This window comes from Bradyrhizobium sp. CCBAU 53421, from assembly GCF_015291625.1.
GTDB lineage: Bacteria > Pseudomonadota > Alphaproteobacteria > Rhizobiales > Xanthobacteraceae > Bradyrhizobium.
This window is the reverse complement of the sequence record NZ_CP030047.1, coordinates 5,103,992-5,122,146: the sequence shown is the minus strand read 5'-3', so window position 1 is coordinate 5,122,146 and position 18,155 is coordinate 5,103,992. Positions and strand designations below refer to the sequence as shown.

The following is an 18,155-nucleotide window of genomic DNA, read 5'->3' as shown; positions in this document are numbered from 1 at the left end:
GGATCATCCTAACGGCTGGCGTGATGCCGTCCAAATAGGTCTCCAGTGCGGCGGAGACTCTGGCGGAATCCCATGACCGGAATTTGGTATTTTGTCCAGCAAACTCACAACTTTATCGATCCAGCGCAAAACTGTCGCAGGACAACCATGGTATTGACCGATTCCTGGACTTGGCAGACGGGCCGTGACCGGCTAATTCGACGGTCCCCCGGAGGATGGAACCGATTTCGCTTCGTACGCCGCTGGCGCTTCTCCTGATCTCGCTCGCCGTGATTGCATCCGTGTGGTGGTGGCTCGCCACGCCGATTACCCTCGCGCGCGCGCCGATTGATCCTGCAGCAAAACTGCAATGCGTGTCCTACACGCCGTTCCGCGGCGCCCAGACGCCGCTTGATCCGACCACGCAGGTTCCGGTCGAGCAGATTGAGCAGGACCTCGCCGATCTCGCCAAGGTCACCGATTGCGTGCGGACCTATTCGATCGAGAACGGTCTCGACCAGGTGCCCGGCGTTGCCGCCAAGGTCGGGCTGAAGGTGATGCAGGGCATCTGGCTCAGCAGCAACCGCTTCAAGAATCTGCAGCAGATCGCGATCGCGGTCCGGCTCGCCAAGGAATATCCTGGCGTCGTCACCTCGCTGATCGTCGGCAACGAGGTGCTGCTGCGCGGCGAGATGACCGCCGCCGATCTTGCCGGCAACATCCGCGCGGTGAAGGCTGCAGCGGGCAATCTCCCGGTCACCTATGCCGACGTCTGGGAATACTGGGTGAAGAACCGCGAGATCTATGACGCGGTCGATTTCGTCACCATCCACATCCTGCCGTATTGGGAGGACGTGCCGGTCAAGGCCAAGTACGCCGCGGCGCATGTCGACGATATCCGCAAGCGGATGGCGGTGACCTTCCCGGGCAAGGAGATCCTGATCGGCGAGACCGGCTGGCCGAGCCAGGGACGGATGCGGGAGGGCGCGTTGCCGTCGCGCACCAACCAGGCGCGGGTGGTGTCCGAGATCCTCGACCTCGCCAAGCGCGAGGGCTTTCGGGTCAACCTGATCGAGGCCTATGACCAGCCCTGGAAGCGCATGCTGGAGGGCACCGTCGGCGGCAATTGGGGCCTGTTCGATTCGATCAAACGGGAGGTGAAGTATCCGCCCGGCGTTGCCATCAGCAACTATCCGGACTGGAAGCTGCAGATGGTGGGCGGCATGGCGCTGTCCGTCGCCACCTTCCTCGCGGCCTGGCTGACGCTGCGCCGAAGGCCGTGGACGCCGCGGCCGTCGGCCTGGATCGCGGTCGCCATTTCGGCGACGACGGCCGGGGCGCTGCTCGGGATCGCCGGTGACAAGATGTACTACGAGAGCTATGGCGTCAGCGGCTGGCTGCATTGGGGCGCGCTGCTCGCCGCCGCGATCGCCTCGCCGCTGCTGACCGCGCATGCGCTGATCGCCGGGCGCTCGCTGCCGACCTTCCTGGAGCTGGTCGGGCCGCGCGACTATCGCGGCAAGGGCGCGATCGGCGCGCTGCTGGCGATCGTGCTGGTCATCACCACGGTGATCGCAGCCGAAACCGCGCTCGGCTTCACCTTCGATCCGCGCTACCGCGATTTCCCCTATGCCTCACTCACCATGGCGGTGGTGCCGTTCGCGCTGCTGACCATGCTCAACCGCCCGAAGGAAGGCCTCCGGCCGCTCGCGGAATCCGTATTCGCCGGCCTGCTCGTGATCGCCGCGCTCTACACGATGTTCAACGAGGGCACGATCAACTGGCAGTCGGACTGGACCTGCGTGATGTACCTCTTGCTCGCCGCTACGCTGTGGCGGGCGCGGGCCGCGCAAAACCCAGGATGAACAGGCCGATCGCAAGCCCCGACAGCACGACGTTGTAGAGCACGATCCCGAGCCCCGCAGCGATCAGGCCGACGGTCAGCAGCACGATCGACGGCCGCGTCAGGTTCAGCACCGCGATCACCAGGGCGGTGATCCCGAACACCGAGTTCTTGAACAGTACGGTCGACAGCGCGCGCGCCTTGCACAGCATGGTCTGCATGCCGGCGTCGCAGGCCAGTGCAACGGGCGAGAATTCGATCGCGAGATACCGCACGTAAAGCGCGTAACCGACGGTGACGAAGCCCACGACCATCAGGAACTGGACCTGATAGGGGGAGAGGCGGAACGGAGGTTTTGTCATCGCGGCACTATGGTCGGGAACGGGGTCTGGGACAAGGCTCGGCGAGAAGCAGCGAAATCGGTTGAGAATTTGGCTGCAATACCTTGCCGGACATGACTATTGGCCGTTTCGCCGGAACATCGAGGAGATTGTCGTCGGCTCCGGCTTCTTTTCCTCGGCGACAGGCTGTGGCGGCGGGGCGATGGTGGTGCGCTTCGGCACGGCGCGCCGGTGCGGCAAGGCCGGCCTGGCTGCGGCGGGCGGCTCGTTCAGCGCCAGCCGCTGGCCATCATAAATCGCCGTCTCGCAGGTCCGCTGCACCAGGCTGAGTCCGGCGCAGATCTTGGCGGCGGTCCCGGCGTCGTTCAGCGGTCCGGCCACCAGGCGGAGCTGCATGCCGAGCCCGTTGCTGTTCTCCTTGATGACGATGATCGGCCGCAGCGCCGCGAGCGGCGCGTTGGCCTTCGACTTCAGGAGGCCGCGCCACAGCGCACGCAGCCCGTTGACCGAATTTGCGGTGCCAAGATCGACGCCGAACTCGGTGCGCTGGATCAGCGCCTTCGGCGCATCGTCGTCAGCTTCGGCGTCCGGATCCGGTGTGATCACCAGCGGCGGGATCGGTGCGGCGCTGACATCCTTGGCGGTCGGCGGTCTGGCCGCTTCGGCTGCCTTGTTCGGCGCAGGATCGAGCGATGCCATCAGCGGCTTGTCCGCGGCCGCTTTTGTGTCCTCGGCATTGGCCGCCGCGGCGGCGCTCATCGGACTGGCAACCGATGGGGCGGATGCCAAAACCGGCGGCGAACCCTCGGGCGCCGGCGGCTTCTCCGCGGCAGCCTGCGGCCTGCTCGCAGCGGGCGGCGGCTTCTTCTCGACTGCCACGGGCTTCTCGGCCGCAGCGCCCGGCTTCTCGACCGGCGCCTGCGCCTTGCTGTCGACGGATGCGGGCATCTTGTCGGCCGCGACCGGCTTCTCCAAAGCGGCTGGCGGCGTCGTTGGGACGGCGGCAACGGCTGGTGCTGCCACAGTGGGCGGCGAACTGGCTGAAGCGGGCGGCATCGCGATCGCCGCTGCCGAGGTTGATGGTGGTGCCGGTACCGCCGCCGCCGGCTGTTTCGCGATCGTGCCGGTCACGGAGTCGAGGCCCTGTTCCAGCGTGGTGACGCGCGAATACAGCCGGTCGCGGTCGCCGTTCAGCGTATCGATCGCGGATGCCAGCCGGCGCGTCTCGTTGTGGCTCTCCTTCGCCAGCGTTTGCAGCTGCTGGGCCTGGCGTGCGATATCGGACGCGGCGACCTGGTCACGCCGCAGTGAGAGCGCCGACTGGTTGGCCATCACGGCGATGGTGACGGCGCCGACCGCAGCCACGCCCCACGAGCCAAGCCGCCACAGCATGCGGCGATCGAAAGCATCCTCCTCGGCCAAAAAGCCGGAGGTGCTCTCGGTGTCGAAATCCGCCGCCAGATTGTCGCGATCTTTGGCCAAAGCCCGCTTAGCCCTCCTCAAGGCCCGCCGAATCACGAGGCAAAGATTAACAGGAAATGGACCGGGAACTTGAATCCGGAGGCCCTGAGCGGCGAATCGGTTTCTTCTGCCGGGGAAAACAATTAAAGACGGCCTCCAAGAAAGCCTTGCGCTGCGAACTGCGCGCGATACCGGGGATTGCGAATGACTGCGCGAACGAGCCTGACAGTGGTGCTTGCGGCCGGTGAGGGCACGCGGATGCGCTCGTCGCTACCGAAGGTGCTGCACCCGGTCGCCGGGCAGGCGCTGCTGGCGCATGTGCTCAATGCTGCCGCCTCCGGCGAGGGATCGCAGCTCGCGGTCGTGATCGGCCCCGACCATGAGGCGGTGGCCGCCGAGGCGCGCCGGGTGCGGCCCGATGCGCAGACCTTCGTGCAGCGCGAGCGCCTCGGCACCGCGCATGCGGTGCTGGCGGCGCGCGAGGCGATCGCCCGCGGCGCCGATGATCTGCTGATCGCGTTCGGCGACACGCCGCTGATCTCGGCCGAGACCTTTGCGCGGATGCGCGCGCCGCTGCGCGAGGGCGCCGCCCTTGCGGCGCTCGGCTTCCAGGCCGCCGACCCGACCGGCTACGGCCGGCTGGTGACCGAGAACGGCAGACCGGTTGCGATCCGCGAGCAGGCCGACGCCAGCCCTGAGGAGCGCAAGATCACGCTGTGCAATGCCGGCGTGATGGCGTTCGACGGCAGGAGGGCGCTCGCGATCATCGAGAAGATCGGCAATGCCAACGCCAAGGGCGAATATTATCTGACCGATGCCGTCGGCATTGTCAGGGAACTCGGACTGGAGGCCGTCGTGATCGAGACCAGCGAAGACGAAGTGCGCGGCATCAACACCAAGGCGCAGCTCGCCGAGGCCGAGGCCGTGATGCAGGCGCGGCTGCGCAAGCAGGCGCTCGATTCCGGCGTAACCCTGATCGCGCCGGAGACCGTCTATCTCGCGGCCGACACCAAATTCGGCAAGGACGTCGTGATCGAGCCGTTCGTGGTGATCGGACCGGGCGTTTCGATCGACGACGGCGCCGTGATCCACTCCTTCTCGCACATCGTCGAAGCCCGGATCGGCAAGAAGGTGTCGGTCGGCCCCTATGCACGGCTGCGGCCCGGCACCTCGCTCGGCGACGGCGCGCGGATCGGCAATTTCGTCGAGACCAAGGCCGCGACGCTCGAGGCCGGCGTCAAGGTCAACCATCTCTCCTATGTCGGCGACGCCCATGTCGGCGCCAATTCCAATCTCGGCGCCGGCACGATCACCTGCAACTATGACGGCTTCCTCAAGCACAAGACGCTGATCGGCGAGGGCGCCTTCGTCGGCACCAACACGTCGCTGGTCGCGCCGGTGACGATCGGCAAGGGCGCCTATATCGGCTCGGGCTCGGTCATCACCAAGGACGTCCCCGACGACGCGATGGCCATTGAGCGTAGTGAACAATCGATCCGTGAAGGCGGCGCCGCACGCTACCGCGCGGCGAAGCTGAAGGCGAAGGCCGCGAAGGGGAAGTGATCTTCTCCCGACGTGATTCCCGGCCTGCCTCCACGATAGGTTGTCGCGGCTTCGTCAGGCGGCACGCGCAGACGGATCCGAGCCTTGAAGCAGATCGTTCAGCATCTGACGTTCTTTCTCGATTCTTCGCTTGAATAGCTCGCGCTCGTGTTCTGATTTCGCGGTATCGAGCAGGAATTGATAATGGCTTATGACCTTTTCGCTCCCACGTATCAGCAGACGCTGCAGCTCGGTCATGGCTGGGCCTCTCCCGACCGCCCGACAATTTCGTCGTTCGCTGGTTGGTCAACGACGAGAGGCGGTATGTCGGCGGTCAATCTCTGCATTGCAATCGTCTCTTCGGAAAGACGTCGGTTGATGAAGTCACGTTCCAGGTCGGAAAGCTCGGTCTTGAGCAGCCGCCTGTACCGGGCAATATTGTTGCGATGCGAGCGCAACCGTTCGAGACGCTCATCAATCTGATCTGAAGCTCGCTGCCGATCCTTGTTGAATCTTGACCACCAGCGACCTTCGATCCTGTCGATGACTTGTTTCGGCAGTCTGATGTCGGTCATGGACTCGCTCCTATGCAGCAGCCGTATGGCGTTCGGTGGAGTGCAGCCGGGCCGGCTTTCCTCCCGGCGGTTCGCGCGGATCGTCGAGGGCGCGCAGCGCGTCCAGAATATCGCTGATTGGAACGGGCGATTTGAGTTCTGGAGGCGCACGCAGGGCGGGATTGGATGGAACGGCGCACGCATCCGAAGCCCAGGATGCCAGAAGGCTTCTCTTCGCCGCCGTCGTCAGACCGGGGTCGCGCAGCAGATCGCGCGGATGTTCGTATTTTGGCCTGCCTCCTGCCGGCAGGCGAAATGCAAGGACATTGTCGACAGGTGCGGTCGTCGGCCGCATCGGTGCCTCCATTCTTGAGACGAAATCGGAAACGAGGAGCCGCGCCCCAGCGGAGCGCGGCTTTGCGCGTCGTTAGGCCGCCACGCCTTCCAATTGGCGCGTTGCCTTGCCTGGAATTGCATTGATCGCAATTCGCCTCGGCTTCATGGCTTCCGGCACTTCCCGCGCGAGATCGATCCTGAGTAGCCCGTTGTCGAATGCCGCATTCTTGACCTCGACATGATCGGCCAGACTGAATTGTCGCTTGAAGCGACGCGTCGAGATGCCCTGATAGATATATTCGCGTTCAGCCTTTTCGACCTTGGTGCCTTCGATGGTCAGAACGTTCTGCTCCGCCGTCACCGAGATCTCGTCAGGAGCGAAGCCGGCGACCGCGAGCGCGATCTGGTAGCGGTCTTCCGAGAGCCGTTCGATGTTGTAGGGGGGATAATTGTCCTCGCCGGCCCGCTGGACTGTTTCAGCGAGGTCAAAGAGCCGATCAAAGCCGATGGCTGACCGGAACAGGGGAGAGAAGTCGTACGTGCGCATAGCCAAATCCTCCATAGAGCAAGATGGATATGAACGGCACCGGACACGACCGGTGCCCGTCTCGCCTGAGCCCCACTGGCGCCCAGGAACTGGCCCGTTGGGGCCTAGCGGGAAAAAAATAGAAAACGGGTTTTCGAAATCAAGAAGTGCGCGAAGAAATTTTCGGCTTCGTCAGTCGTTGCGAGGAGCGACTGCTGGGTGCCGGACGGGTTGGCAGCCGTTGCCCATCGAGGACGAGTCGCGGGTATTGATGCGACAGCGAGGGAGGGGTCCGACACGGCGAGAGATGGTTCAAAAGCCAAGGCATACGGAGCCGGCCATCCGTGACAGGCTCCGCATCGTTCGCAAGCGGCCCCTCACAAAGCGCAGCAACAATTGGCCGACTTTGCAGCTGAAATCACATGAAGCGGGATTTCACCGAACCAGCAGCCAGGCCACACTTGCGATCAGGGTCAAAAAGGACACCGCGGCAGCGCAGACAAAGGCAGCTTCCACCCCATCGACATGGCGGTGGTTCGCCGGAATGTCGTTCCGTCCTAGATAGGCACCCGTGGGCCTGACGACATCAGCCATTCCGTCAAACGAGCAGCGGTCTCTTCCTGCCGCGCCTTCCTCAATAGCTTCTCACGCTCACGGCTTGGGGGAATGTTCTTAGCCCGTTGCCGTAGCTCTTGCGCTTCTCTGGCAAGGCGTTCTTCAAGGGGGAAAATCTGTTTAATCCGACGGCGTCGCTTCATGACTCCTCTCTCCAAAGCTGACGTTGGCTGCCCCAAAAGCGGGAATATAAAAGCTCGGAGGAGAGAAAAGTTCCAGCGTCGTCGGCGTCACGAACGACTGTGAAAAGCGGCCCCGGCAACCTTGGAGGTCTGGAGGCGCGAGGGCCGTTGAGACCCCACAGCGCGATTGACCGGCTGATGCCGTTCAGGCTGCATTCTTCGCCTGGGCCTGCTCGCTCGCGTTCGGCTGGACCGGTCCGAACAGGATGCGCTGCTGCATCTCGTCAAAGGCGAGATTGGCGTTTTTCTCGCGCGTGACCAGCGACAGCAGGATCGCGACCGCGAACGACAGCGGCATGCTGATGATCGCTGGATTGCGCAGCGACACGAACCACCATTGATGCTCGATCGCGGCCAGCGGTTTGCCGAGGATGTCGACCTGGATGGTCGGCGACAGATAGATCAGCACCAGCGAGCTCAGCGTGCCGACGAGGATGCTCGCCACGGCGGCGGGCGTCGTGAAGTGGCGCCAGGTGATGGCAAGCACGAGCGAGGGGAAATTGGCGGCGCAGGCGATCGAGAATGCAAGGCCTGCCATGAAGGCGACGTTCTGGCCCTCGAACGCGATGCCGAGAATGATGGCGAAGATCGAGATCATGACGGTCGCAACGCGTGCGACCTTGAGCTGCTCGGCCTCGGAAGCGGTGCCGTTGCGGATCACGTTGGTCCAGACGTCGTGGCAGAGCGTGGCGACGCCCGACAGCGTCAGCCCCGCGACCACGGCGAGCATCGTCGCGAACGCGACCGCGCAGATGAAGCCGAAGAAGGCGTTACCGCCGACGGCGAGCGCCAGCAGGGGCGCAGCCATGTTGCCGCCGCCTCCGGCCTTGGCCACCGCGTCGGCGCCGACCAGCACCATGGCGCCGAAGCCGATGATGAACACCATGAGATGAAACACGCCGATCAGGCCGGTGGCATACAGGATCGATAGCCGCGCGGCCTTGGCATCCTTCACCGTATAGGCCCGCATCAGCACATGCGGCATCGCGGCGGTCCCGAACATCAGGCCGAGCCCGAGCGAGATGGCATCCCATTGGCCCGAGACGACCTTCGATCCCGGCTGCAGGACCTTCGTGCCATATTTCTCGGATGCGGCGGCGAACAGCTTGAGCGGGTTCATGTCGAAATGGGTCAGCACGAGGAAGGCGAGCAGGATGCCGCCGCCCATCAGCAGAGCAGCCTTCACCACCTGCACCCAGGTCGTCGCCAACATGCCGCCGAACAGCACATAGACCAGCATGACGCTGCCGACCACGACGACCGACCAGGTGTAGGGCAGGCCGAACAGCAGCTTGATCAGCGATCCCGTCGCGACCATCTGGGCGATCAGGTAGAACAGGATGACGGCGAGCGTTCCGACCGCGCCGGCGAGGCGCACCGGGCGCTGGCGCAGCCGATATGCCACGACGTCGGCGAAAGTGAAGCGGCCGACGTTGCGCAGCGGCTCGACGATCAGGAACAGAATGATCGGCCAGCCGACCAGCCACCCGATCGAATAGACCATGCCGTCGAAACCATTCGAGGTGACGATGCCGGCAATGCCGAGCAGGGCGGCGGCGCTCAGGAAGTCACCTGCGAGCGCCCAGCCGTTCTGCCATGGCGTGACCTGGCCGCCGGCGGCAAAGAAGTGCTCGGTGGTGCGCGTGCGCCGTGCGGCCCAATAGGTAATCGCCAGCGTCAATGCCATGAAGGCGAAGAAGAACCCGATCGAAAGCGTGCTGCTGCCCATCTTTCCTTGCCCCCCTTAGCGAAGCTTGCGGATGCCGGCGTCGAACACCCGGTTCGCCCACAGCACGTAGACCAGGCAGAGCGCGAAGGAAGAGATGATGACGAGCGGGCCGAGCACGATGCAGAGCGACAGGCCGGGCATCAGGACGGTGCCGAGCAGCGGTTTGTCGAACGCGAACAACCCCATGAAGCCGAAATAGATCACGATCATCGCCGCACTGAGCACGAGCGCGACTGTCAGCCGCTTCTTGGCCAGATTCTTGGCCAATGCGCCAACGTTCGGCGCCGGATCCACGTTGCCAGGAATACCCACCTTCATGTTCGGCCCCCTCAAAACTTCGCCCCCGCGTTGCGCCAATCGGACAAGCTTCAGCCGGGCTCCGGTGGAAGGGAACTATGGATTTTTGCAATCTGCCGTGCGCGGCTGCGGCACGCCGTCGGCCAGCGAGACCTGCATGTCGGGGTCCTGCTTCAGGGTATTCTTCAGAAACGCGCGGACGGCGCGGATGCGCGGGGCGAATTGCAGGTCGCTGTGGACATTGAGCCAGACCTCGCGAACGGTGCCGGCGAGGGCGGGCAGCACGGGGATCAGGTCGGGCCGGTCGTTGGTCGCAAAGCTCGGCAGCATCACGATGCCGAGGCCGCCGGCTGCCGCGTTCATCTGCGCGATCATGCTGTTGGAGTGAAACGCGATCTTCGGCTCCTCGATGACGTCGGCGAGCCAGCGCACCGAGTCGACCTGGATCAGGTCCCCGATATAGGAGACGAACCAGTGATCGGCGAGGTCGCGAAGGCTTACAGGCATGCCGTGATGGTCGAGATAGCTCTGGCTGGCGAATAGCCCCAGCCGAAACTTGCCGATGCGCTCGGAGATCAGGCCCGGACCGGGGGGCCGGAAGAAGGACACGAACAGATCGGCTTCGCGCTTGTGGACATAGACCGTCTGCGCTGAAGTGACGAGCTCGACGGTGAGTTGTGGCGCGGTGTGACGGAGTTTCGCAAAGCGTTGCGCGAGATAGAGCGAGGCAATCCCTTCCATGGTGGCGAGCCGCACGGTTCCGACGAGGCCCTGGGTGTCGCTGGCGCTGGCCTCCTCTCGGATGGCGATCACCGCGCTCTCGACCCGCTCGGCATGGCGCAACAGGCGTTCGCCGACTTCGTTGAGCTTGAGCCCGGTGCGGTGGCGTTCGAACACCGCGATCCCGAGGGAAGCCTCCATCTGGGCGATCCGCCGGCTCACGGTGGAATGGTCCAGCCGCAGCCGCTTTGCCGTTTGGCTCAAATTCCCGGCGCGCGCGGCGCAGAGAAAGACCCGCAGATCGTCCCAGTTGATCGTATCGAACATGACCTGCCTCCGGATTGCGGCCCCTCTCAGCAAAGCAATTCCCGTTCCAACGCGCGGCGGCTCCGATCTCTCGCAACCGACCTTGCGACAATTCCGATGCATGCCGGGAAGGCGAGGATGATACCGCTTCGGCCTTCTGATCCTAGCCGGAATTTTTGTCATGCTCCCTCGTTTCAAGGCTGCCGCCGTCCACGCCGCGCCCGTTTTCCTCGACAGCCGGGCGACCACCGAAAAGGCGATCGCCATCATGCGCGAGGCGGCCAGGGCCGGCGCCGAGCTGATCGCATTTCCCGAAACCTACATTCCCGCCTTTCCGGTGTGGGCCGCGCTGTGGCCTCCGATCGACAATCACGACCTGTTCGTGCGCATGGCGGAGCAGTCGGTGCTGGTGGACGGACCGGAAGTGGCGCGGCTTTGCGCCGAGGCGCGCGGCCTCGGCGTGACCGTCTCGATCGGCATCAGCGAACGCTCGGCCGTCAGCGTCGGCGGGCTGTGGAACTCGAACCTGTTGATCGGCGAGACCGGAGAAATCCTGGTCCATCACCGCAAGCTGGTGCCGACCTTCTATGAGAAGCTGGTGTGGTCGTCGGGCGACGGTGCGGGCCTCAAGGTCGCGGACACACGGCAGGGCCGGATCGGCGGGTTGATTTGCGGCGAGAACACCAATCCACTGGCCCGCTTCGCGCTGATGGCGCAGGGCGAACAGGTGCACATCTCGAGCTGGCCGCCGATGTGGCCAACACGGCGCCCGGCAGGCGGCGGCAATTTCGACAACGTCGCCGCCAACCGCATCCGGGCCAGCGCCCACTGCTTCGAAGCCAAGGTATTCGGGATCGTCACCGCCGGCTACATGGACCAGCCGATGCGGGCCTTCCTCATTGAACGCGACAGAACCATCGCCGACGTGATCGACCAGACGCCACGTGCGGCGAGCTTCTTCGTCGATCCGACGGGGGGCGTGTTTGGCGATGAATTGCAGGACCAGGAAGGGATCGCCTATGCGGAGATCGATCTCAATCGCTGCGTCGAGCCGAAACAGTTTCACGACGTGGTCGGCTACTACAACCGCTTCGACATCTTCGGCATGACGGTCGACCGCCGCCGGCTGACCCCGGCACGCTTTCGCGATGAAGAATTGCAAATTGCGAAAGCACAGGACGAAGCAATTCTGTCCGTCGAGGCAGACATCGCAGATCGCTGATTTGGTTGGCTGCTCACCGGTCCTGTTGCCAACGCGGGAATGTCTGGCTACGGTTTACCCTAGGTAAGCCCCTAAAGCGCTCGTTCGATCGGCCGGACGCTCATGCCCAAATTCCTTCGCATCGGAGTGCATCAGTCGAACGTGTCGGGATACACGTCGAAAGCCTGGTGCATTCGGCGGACGGGCTCGACGGTGTTCCTGAAATGGGGCGCCGTGGAGGTGCAGGGCGCCGGAGCCGGGCGCAAGGTCTACTGGACGTTTCCACCGCAGGAAAAAACCATTCGCTGCCGCACGGTGCAGCGCGCCCAGGACTACACCAAGGCCGCCATCGCGCGGCGGCGCAGCCATCGCTATGAACCGCTGACGGGAAATATCGCGAACCGGCGCCGGACCGCCGATCGAGGCTCGGAGCTCAAGCAGGCGCTCGCCACGATCCTCTATGTCGATATCGTTCGTTCCACCGAAAAAGCCGCGCGGCTCGGCGACGCGCGCTGGGCGACGGTGATGAATCACTATTACGCCGCCGTCCGCCGCGAGCTGAAGGCGCTGCGCGGCAAGGAAGTCGTGACGACGGGGGACGGCGTGCTGGCGACGTTCGGTGTGCCGGTTTCCGGGGTTCGCTGCGCGACCGCGATCCGCGATGCCGTGCGCACGCTGGGGCTCGAGATCCGGGTGGGATTGCACGCCGGCGAATACAAGGTGAGCGGCGCGGAGGTGATCGGTCTTGCGTTTCATATCGGCGCCCGCGTCGCTGCGAAAGCGCGGGCTGGCGAGGTCCTGGTCTCGAGCGCGGTCAGGAATCTGATGCTGGAGTCCGAAATCCGTTTCAAGGATCGCGGCGCGCACCAGCTCAAGGGCGTGCCGGAGCGCTGGCGGCTCTACCGGGTGGAACAATAGGGCGTCTTGCGAGAGCCCCGGAATGCCGACTGGAGATGTCCTGCAGAGATAATCCCCCTTCGCCGTTCAGGTGAAGGCGACCTCGATCCGGTTGTCGGCCTTCGCGGTGATGCGGCAGGCCCGCGACAGCGCGTCGGCGGCGATCGCGAGCTTGAACTGATCGGGGATGCCCGACGTCGACATCACCTCGATCGTCGCGGTGTCGCGCGACAGGCCGCGCACCGTGCAGTCGATCGTGGAATGGCCGGCGTTGAAGCTGATCGTGCCGGCCTTGAACACGCGGCGCGCGGTCGGCGCGATCGACGGCGCCCGGTCGACCCAGGCCAGCGCCTGGTTGCGGCCGCCCTGCTTGGCGCCGTACATCGCGAGGTCGGCGTTGTGCAGCATGTCGTCGAAGCCGTTGCCGGGCGAGAGCGCGGCGCCGCCGAGGCTGCAGGTGACGCCGATCGTGCCGGCCGGCGTCTCGATCCGCGTGGCCGCGACCGCGGCGCGCACCTTCTCGAGCACACCCATCGCCTGGTCGAGCCTGGTGTGCGGCAGCAGGATGCCGAATTCCTCGCCGCCGAGCCGGCCGATCACGTCGGAGCCACGCAGCGCGTCACGCGATGCGTTTGCGACCGCCGCAAGCACCATGTCGCCGATCGCATGCCCATAGGTGTCGTTGACCTGTTTGAAGTGATCGACATCGAGCACGGCGCAGGCAAGCGGACTGAGATGCCGCGCCGCCAGCGCGGTCAGCCGTTCGCCTTCGCCGCGGAAGGCGCGCCGCGAGGAGCAGCCGGTGAGACCGTCCTGCATGGACAGATTCCGCAGCTTCAGCTCGTCGACGGCGATCGCGGCGAGATCGACCAGCATGCTGGTCGCCTCGGCGTCAAAATCATCGCGAGGGCGCGTGTCGATGGCGCACAGGCTTCCGATCACGGCGCCGGACAGCCTGAGCTGTGCGCCGGCATAGAAACGGACGAACGGCGCCCCACGCACGAAGATGTTGTCGGCGAAGCGCGCATCGCGCTGCATATCGGGGACGACCAGCGGCTCATCCAGCGTGATGGTCACATTGCACGGCGCCGGTCGCCGGTCGGTTTCGCGCAGGTCCAGCCCGTCGGAGGCCTTGAACCATTGCCGGTGACCGTCGATGAAGGTCATCGTCGACATTGGCACGCGGAACATCTTGCGGCACAGCGAGGTCAGGCGGTCAAAGGCCAGCTCGCGCGGCGTGTCGAGGATGTCGAGTTCCGCGAGCGTATCGAGGCGACGGGCCTCGCGATCATGCGCAGTGTGCATCGGGCTACCTCCGCCGGCGGCACCCTCGCCGAAAGGCGTTAATGGTGCGTTGACGTGGCCAACGGCGTTTGCGGTCTGCGGTTTCATCGCTCTTAGCAGGCGACGGGGCAAAACACGTCATGCGCAAACATGCCGCGACCGTTCTGATTGGCGTCTTTTGCAGCCTGGTGACGTACTTCAGCGCTGCACGACTTTGCCAATGGGCCGAGACCGGACAGCTGGCAGTGCTGTCGCGGAAGACGCACGACCAACCCGAGTTCGTTTCCTGGGGCGACGACCGGCTCAGCTTCGTGCTGCTGTTCGCGCTCTATCTGTTTTTCCTCAAGAACGGACTGCACGGCATGCTGGTCACCTGCCGCGACGTCTGGGTGCGCGGCCGGGGGTGGGAACCGTGATCGACAGCCTGATCCGTTTTCTGCTTGGAACCTTGGTCGAGATGGTCCTGACCAGGACCGGCCGAGGGCTGTGGGGGCTGGTCGGCCTGCGGCCGCATGACCTCATATCGATGTTCAGCGGAATGATATTTTGGGGAGCTGTCTTTCTGTTCGTCTACAGCAAGACACATGGGTGAGCTGCTGCGGACTGGAGAGCCAAATTGGAGGCCTGAGTGAGGAAAGCGCTTCGTTCGTATGTTGGGTCACTTGCCATCGTCGCACTGTTCGCATGCCTTCTGGCGGGCAGCCCGGTGATCGTGGCGGTTGCACGCGGCGACGAAACCCTGAGCATCGATGCACGACGCGAGGCGCTCCGCGAATGGAGCGGCCTTGCCAACGGGCGCGCGGACTTTGAGGTTTTCGATCCGGCGCATCTGCCCAAAATGCTTGCGCTTGCGGCTCGGCAGTCCGGTTGCAAGTATGAGGATGACATTGGACAACTGCCGGTTCGCTTCAAGAAAGTGGCCGGGCATCGGCTCGCCCTCATGTTCTGTCGCTTGTCCGTGACCGGATCGGACCGAGCATTCGATCTCTCCGATGTGAGTAGGCCGAAGCCATTGGAATTTCCCTACATTGCGAAGCAGGGGTTCGGCACGACGGACACTCCGGGTATCATCACATGGAACGAAGAGACCGGCTTGTTTCAGGCCGAAACCTCAACGGACGAATGTCCGAGTGTACGCTTGCGGCACGTCTATCGGCTGGGTGTGACCAATCGCGAAAGCTTTATCGTGGTTCGCGTTGAGGTCAGCGGCCCTGCGTGTGGCGCGGGTCAAGAATGGACCTCGATCTGGGAGGCGAAACCTTGGCCCGTCCCGGCGGGTCGCACTGACGTGCTCTTGCCAAAATAGTTAGCCCCGATTAACCAGCCTTTCGCATCAACCTTGCCGTTTAAGACTGTCGCAATCGGCAATAATTATTGAGTATCTTGCGGCCGGCGATTCCCGTTAAGGGACCGTGTCGCCGCTTCGGCAAATTTTCGGCGATTTTTGGGGACATTGAACCGCATGTGCGGCATCGTCGGCATTCTTGGACGCGCTCCGGTCGCGGAGCAACTGGTGGATTCGCTCAAGCGGCTGGAGTATCGCGGCTATGATTCAGCCGGTGTCGCCACGCTGGAGAACGGCTCGCTGGCGCGGCGCCGCGCCGAGGGCAAGCTGAAGAATCTCGAGGCCCGGCTGGAGGAAAAGCCGCTCGGCGGCCACACCGGCATCGGCCACACCCGCTGGGCCACCCACGGCAGGCCGACCGAGAACAACGCCCATCCGCACGCCACCGAACGCGTCGCCGTGGTGCATAACGGCATCATCGAGAATTTCCGCGAGCTTCGCGAGGAACTCGAGCACAAGGGCGCGGTGTTCTCGACCGAGACCGACACCGAGGTCGTGGTGCATCTGGTCGACAATCTGCTCAAGGGCGGCGTCGCACCGGTCGAAGCGGTGAGGGCGGTGTTGTCGCAGCTGCGGGGCGCCTTCGCGCTCGGCTTCATCTTCGCCGGCGAGGACGATCTGATGATCGGCGCCCGCAACGGTCCGCCGCTCGCGGTCGGCCATGGCGAGGGCGAGATGTTTCTCGGCTCGGATGCGATCGCGCTCGGGCCCTTCACCGATACGATCAGCTATCTCGAGGACGGCGACTGGGTGGTGCTGAACCGCAGGGGCGCGACGATCTTCGACAAGGACAACGCCATCGTCCATCGCGAGGCGATCAAGCACACGACCGCAACAGCGCTGGTCGACAAGGCGAACTACCGCCACTTCATGGCGAAGGAGATCCACGAGCAGCCGGAAGTGGTCGGGCACACGCTCGCGCGTTATGTCGATATGGCGACCGAGCGCGTCACCATGCCGGTCAAGCTGCCGTTCGACTTCAAGGATATCCAGCGCGTTTCGATTACGGCCTGCGGCACCGCGAGCTACGCCGGCTTCGTCGCCAAATACTGGCTGGAAAAGCTGGCGCGGCTGCCGGTCGAGCTCGATGTCGCCTCGGAATTCCGCTATCGCGAAGCTCCCTTGCGCAAGGGCGACCTTGCGATCTTCATCTCGCAATCCGGCGAGACCGCCGACACGCTGGCGGCGCTGCGCTACGCCAAGGCGCAGGGCGCGCATACGCTGTCGGTCGTCAACGTGCCGACCTCGACGATCGCGCGCGAGAGCGAGACCGTGTTGCAGACGCTGGCCGGTCCGGAGATCGGCGTCGCCTCGACCAAGGCGTTCACCTGCCAGCTGATGGTGCTGGCCTCGCTTGCGGTTGCTGCCGGCAAGGCACGCGGCGAGCTGTCCGATGCCGACGAGGCCAAGCTGGTGCATGGCCTCGTCGAGATCCCACGCCTGATGTCGGAAGCGCTGACGACCGAGTTGCAGATCGAGAAGCTGGCGCGCGAGATCTCGAAGTCGCGCGACGTGCTCTATCTCGGCCGTGGCACCAGCTATCCGCTGGCGCTGGAAGGCGCGCTGAAGCTGAAGGAAATCTCCTACATCCATGCCGAGGGCTATGCCGCCGGCGAGCTCAAGCACGGGCCGATCGCGCTGATCGACGAGCACATGCCGGTCGTGGTGATCGCGCCCTATGACAAGGTGTTCGAGAAGACCGTGTCCAACATGCAGGAGGTCGCCGCCCGCGGCGGCAAGATCATCCTGATGACCGACGCCAAGGGCGCCACGGAGGCGACCATCCAGTCGCTGGTGACGATCGTGATGCCGGACATGGGGGCGACCTTCGCGCCGATGGTCTATGCCGTGCCGGTGCAGCTGCTCGCCTATCATACCGCCGTGGTGATGGGCACCGACGTGGATCAGCCCCGGAATCTGGCCAAATCGGTCACGGTCGAATAGTCGCAAGGGGGCCCGTCACACGGGCCCTTCAAAAATGCGTCAGAATGGCTTAGCTGGGTGGTGGACAACGGCCGCTTCGACGCCGCTTCGACGACCTTGGAACCGTAATGACCTCCAACCAAGTGCCTCCCGTCACGGGTGATTTGCCCCCGGATGCCCCCCGCGGGCTGATGGCGCGTTTCCGCAATTATTTCCTGACCGGCCTGGTGGTGGCCGGGCCGGTTGCGATCACGCTCTATCTGACCTGGTGGTTCGTGAACTGGGTCGACAATCTGGTCCGGCCGTTCGTTCCCTCGGCCTACCGGCCGGAAACCTATCTGCCGTTCGGGCTGCCCGGTTCCGGCCTGATCGTTGCCGTCGTCGCACTGACCCTGCTCGGCTTCCTTACCGCCAACCTGATCGGGCGAACGCTGGTTGATCTCGGCGAGCGGCTGCTCGGGCGGATCCCTGCGGTGCGTGCGATCTATCGCGGCCTGAAGCAGGTGTTCGAGACGCTGTTCTCCGGCAACGGCTCCAGCTTCCGTCGCGTCGGCCTGGTCGAGTTTCCCTCGCCCGGGATGTGGTCGATCGTGCTGATCTCGCAGGCGCCGAGCGCCGAGCTCGCGGCCAGCTTCCCCGGAGAGGAGGAGCATATCTCGGTGTTCCTGCCGTGTGCGCCGAACCCGACCACCGGCTTCTTCTTCTATGTGCCGAAGAGCAAGATCATCGAGATCGAGATGAGCACCGAGGATGCCGCGACGCTGATCATGTCGGCCGGCGTGGTGCAGCCCGGCACCAACGATCAGAAACGCGCCGCGGCGCTCGCCGGCATGGCCAATGCCGCACGCGTCGCCAACCAGGCCTCGCTGCAGCCGGCCACGCAGCCCGCGCCGGCGAAGGTGGACTAGGGGCCGGCGCGCCCATGCGGCGTGTCCAGCCGTACGATCGAGCTACCGCACCGTCATCCTGAGGAGAGCGCTCTTGCGCGGGTCTCGAAGGATGAATCGGCCCCGCCTGTGGCCGTCGATCCTTCGAGACGCGGCCAAGGGCCGCTCCTCAGGATGACGGGACGGA

The 18,155-nt window shown here is 64.5% G+C and carries 19 protein-coding genes; 9 read left to right on the top strand and 10 right to left on the bottom strand.

Annotated elements, in window-relative coordinates:
• Positions 1-215 precede the first annotated feature (215 nt).
• Positions 216-1,844: a beta-(1-6) glucans synthase gene (locus XH92_RS24405; protein WP_194454372.1), complete on the top strand. Its 1,629-nt coding sequence runs from the start codon at positions 216-218 to the stop codon at positions 1,842-1,844.
• Here the strand turns inward: XH92_RS24405 and XH92_RS24400 are convergent.
• Together XH92_RS24400 and XH92_RS24395 are read right to left on the bottom strand one after the other, a co-directional pair.
• Entirely contained in the window at positions 1,804-2,184 is a 381-nt protein-coding gene (locus XH92_RS24400; protein ID WP_194454371.1) for a hypothetical protein, read from the bottom strand. The genes XH92_RS24405 and XH92_RS24400 overlap by 41 nt on opposite strands.
• 96 nt (positions 2,185-2,280) lie before the next feature.
• Positions 2,281-3,645: a hypothetical protein gene (locus XH92_RS24395; RefSeq protein ID WP_194454370.1), complete on the bottom strand. Its 1,365-nt coding sequence runs from the start codon at positions 3,643-3,645 to the stop codon at positions 2,281-2,283.
• Positions 3,646-3,828: 183 nt separating this feature from the next.
• Here XH92_RS24395 and glmU point away from each other — a divergent pair, with 183 nt between their 5' ends.
• Positions 3,829-5,187 carry a bifunctional UDP-N-acetylglucosamine diphosphorylase/glucosamine-1-phosphate N-acetyltransferase GlmU gene (glmU, locus tag XH92_RS24390; protein WP_194454369.1) on the top strand — a complete coding sequence of 453 codons (1,359 nt, stop codon included), beginning with the start codon at positions 3,829-3,831 and terminating at the stop codon, positions 5,185-5,187.
• 54 nt (positions 5,188-5,241) lie between these two features.
• On the opposite strand, the gene XH92_RS24385 is transcribed toward glmU, so the two are convergent.
• The 7 genes from XH92_RS24385 to XH92_RS24355 all read right to left on the bottom strand — a co-directional run bounded on the left by XH92_RS24385 (position 5,242) and on the right by XH92_RS24355 (position 10,452).
• Positions 5,242-5,424, bottom strand: a complete 183-nt coding sequence (locus XH92_RS24385) for a hypothetical protein (RefSeq protein WP_194454368.1) — start codon at positions 5,422-5,424, stop codon at positions 5,242-5,244.
• On the bottom strand, positions 5,421-5,741 hold the full coding sequence (locus tag XH92_RS24380; RefSeq protein WP_371817807.1) for a hypothetical protein: 321 nt from the start codon (positions 5,739-5,741) through the stop codon (positions 5,421-5,423). Before XH92_RS24380 ends, XH92_RS24385 begins: the two co-directional genes overlap by 4 nt.
• A gap of 10 nt (positions 5,742-5,751) precedes the next feature.
• Positions 5,752-6,075, bottom strand: a complete 324-nt coding sequence (locus tag XH92_RS24375; RefSeq protein WP_194454367.1) for a hypothetical protein — start codon at positions 6,073-6,075, stop codon at positions 5,752-5,754.
• Positions 6,076-6,147: 72 nt separating this feature from the next.
• Complete coding sequence (locus tag XH92_RS24370; RefSeq protein ID WP_194454366.1) at positions 6,148-6,603, bottom strand: Hsp20 family protein; 456 nt, start codon at positions 6,601-6,603, stop codon at positions 6,148-6,150.
• 921 nt (positions 6,604-7,524) lie between these two features.
• Complete coding sequence (locus XH92_RS24365) at positions 7,525-9,108, bottom strand: cation acetate symporter (RefSeq protein ID WP_194454365.1); 1,584 nt, start codon at positions 9,106-9,108, stop codon at positions 7,525-7,527.
• Between the two features lie 15 nt (positions 9,109-9,123).
• The gene (locus XH92_RS24360) at positions 9,124-9,426 is read right to left on the bottom strand and encodes a DUF485 domain-containing protein (RefSeq protein WP_194454364.1); all 303 of its coding nucleotides are present in this window, start codon (positions 9,424-9,426) and stop codon (positions 9,124-9,126) included.
• 75 nt (positions 9,427-9,501) lie between these two features.
• Positions 9,502-10,452 carry a LysR family transcriptional regulator gene (locus XH92_RS24355; protein WP_194454363.1) on the bottom strand — a complete coding sequence of 317 codons (951 nt, stop codon included), beginning with the start codon at positions 10,450-10,452 and terminating at the stop codon, positions 9,502-9,504.
• A gap of 160 nt (positions 10,453-10,612) precedes the next feature.
• Between XH92_RS24355 and XH92_RS24350 the strand changes: the two genes are divergently transcribed.
• A complete protein-coding gene (locus XH92_RS24350; protein WP_194454362.1) occupies positions 10,613-11,653 on the top strand; it encodes a carbon-nitrogen hydrolase family protein in 1,041 nt (346 codons plus the stop codon).
• A 102-nt stretch (positions 11,654-11,755) separates the two neighbouring features.
• The gene (locus XH92_RS24345; RefSeq protein WP_194454361.1) at positions 11,756-12,550 is read left to right on the top strand and encodes an adenylate/guanylate cyclase domain-containing protein; all 795 of its coding nucleotides are present in this window, start codon (positions 11,756-11,758) and stop codon (positions 12,548-12,550) included.
• 66 nt (positions 12,551-12,616) lie between these two features.
• On the opposite strand, the gene XH92_RS24340 is transcribed toward XH92_RS24345, so the two are convergent.
• Positions 12,617-13,834: a sensor domain-containing diguanylate cyclase gene (locus XH92_RS24340; RefSeq protein WP_194454360.1), complete on the bottom strand. Its 1,218-nt coding sequence runs from the start codon at positions 13,832-13,834 to the stop codon at positions 12,617-12,619.
• Between the two features lie 119 nt (positions 13,835-13,953).
• Here XH92_RS24340 and XH92_RS24335 point away from each other — a divergent pair, with 119 nt between their 5' ends.
• The 5 genes from XH92_RS24335 (at position 13,954) to XH92_RS24315 (ending at position 17,989) form a co-directional block, all read left to right on the top strand.
• On the top strand, positions 13,954-14,229 hold the full coding sequence (locus XH92_RS24335; RefSeq protein ID WP_194454359.1) for a hypothetical protein: 276 nt from the start codon (positions 13,954-13,956) through the stop codon (positions 14,227-14,229).
• Complete coding sequence (locus XH92_RS24330) at positions 14,226-14,405, top strand: hypothetical protein (protein ID WP_194454358.1); 180 nt, start codon at positions 14,226-14,228, stop codon at positions 14,403-14,405. The genes XH92_RS24335 and XH92_RS24330 overlap by 4 nt, the downstream gene beginning before the upstream one ends.
• A gap of 36 nt (positions 14,406-14,441) precedes the next feature.
• Positions 14,442-15,119, top strand: coding sequence for a hypothetical protein (locus XH92_RS24325; protein ID WP_194454357.1), 678 nt, complete (start codon positions 14,442-14,444; stop codon positions 15,117-15,119).
• 156 nt (positions 15,120-15,275) lie between these two features.
• Positions 15,276-17,102, top strand: a complete 1,827-nt coding sequence (gene glmS, locus XH92_RS24320; RefSeq protein WP_194454356.1) for a glutamine--fructose-6-phosphate transaminase (isomerizing) — start codon at positions 15,276-15,278, stop codon at positions 17,100-17,102.
• 107 nt (positions 17,103-17,209) lie between these two features.
• Complete coding sequence (locus XH92_RS24315; protein WP_194454355.1) at positions 17,210-17,989, top strand: DUF502 domain-containing protein; 780 nt, start codon at positions 17,210-17,212, stop codon at positions 17,987-17,989.
• The last annotated feature ends 166 nt before the right edge of the window (positions 17,990-18,155 follow it).

What these genes read in the sequence shown, in the direction of transcription:
- XH92_RS24360 (WP_194454364.1), bottom strand. Translation starts at nt 9,426, where the DNA reads ATGAAGGTGGGTATTCCTGGCAACGTGGATCCGGCGCCGAACGTTGGC.
- XH92_RS24340 (WP_194454360.1), bottom strand. Translation starts at nt 13,834, where the DNA reads ATGCACACTGCGCATGATCGCGAGGCCCGTCGCCTCGATACGCTCGCG.
- XH92_RS24335 (WP_194454359.1), top strand. Translation starts at nt 13,954, where the DNA reads ATGCGCAAACATGCCGCGACCGTTCTGATTGGCGTCTTTTGCAGCCTG.
- XH92_RS24345 (WP_194454361.1), top strand. Translation starts at nt 11,756, where the DNA reads ATGCCCAAATTCCTTCGCATCGGAGTGCATCAGTCGAACGTGTCGGGA.
- XH92_RS24370 (WP_194454366.1), bottom strand. Translation starts at nt 6,603, where the DNA reads ATGCGCACGTACGACTTCTCTCCCCTGTTCCGGTCAGCCATCGGCTTT.
- XH92_RS24355 (WP_194454363.1), bottom strand. Translation starts at nt 10,452, where the DNA reads ATGTTCGATACGATCAACTGGGACGATCTGCGGGTCTTTCTCTGCGCC.
- XH92_RS24350 (WP_194454362.1), top strand. Translation starts at nt 10,613, where the DNA reads ATGCTCCCTCGTTTCAAGGCTGCCGCCGTCCACGCCGCGCCCGTTTTC.
- XH92_RS24375 (WP_194454367.1), bottom strand. Translation starts at nt 6,075, where the DNA reads ATGCGGCCGACGACCGCACCTGTCGACAATGTCCTTGCATTTCGCCTG.
- glmU (WP_194454369.1), top strand. Translation starts at nt 3,829, where the DNA reads ATGACTGCGCGAACGAGCCTGACAGTGGTGCTTGCGGCCGGTGAGGGC.
- XH92_RS24365 (WP_194454365.1), bottom strand. Translation starts at nt 9,108, where the DNA reads ATGGGCAGCAGCACGCTTTCGATCGGGTTCTTCTTCGCCTTCATGGCA.
- XH92_RS24315 (WP_194454355.1), top strand. Translation starts at nt 17,210, where the DNA reads ATGACCTCCAACCAAGTGCCTCCCGTCACGGGTGATTTGCCCCCGGAT.
- XH92_RS24400 (WP_194454371.1), bottom strand. Translation starts at nt 2,184, where the DNA reads ATGACAAAACCTCCGTTCCGCCTCTCCCCCTATCAGGTCCAGTTCCTG.
- glmS (WP_194454356.1), top strand. Translation starts at nt 15,276, where the DNA reads ATGTGCGGCATCGTCGGCATTCTTGGACGCGCTCCGGTCGCGGAGCAA.
- XH92_RS24385 (WP_194454368.1), bottom strand. Translation starts at nt 5,424, where the DNA reads ATGACCGAGCTGCAGCGTCTGCTGATACGTGGGAGCGAAAAGGTCATA.
- XH92_RS24380 (WP_371817807.1), bottom strand. Translation starts at nt 5,741, where the DNA reads ATGACCGACATCAGACTGCCGAAACAAGTCATCGACAGGATCGAAGGT.
- XH92_RS24405 (WP_194454372.1), top strand. Translation starts at nt 216, where the DNA reads ATGGAACCGATTTCGCTTCGTACGCCGCTGGCGCTTCTCCTGATCTCG.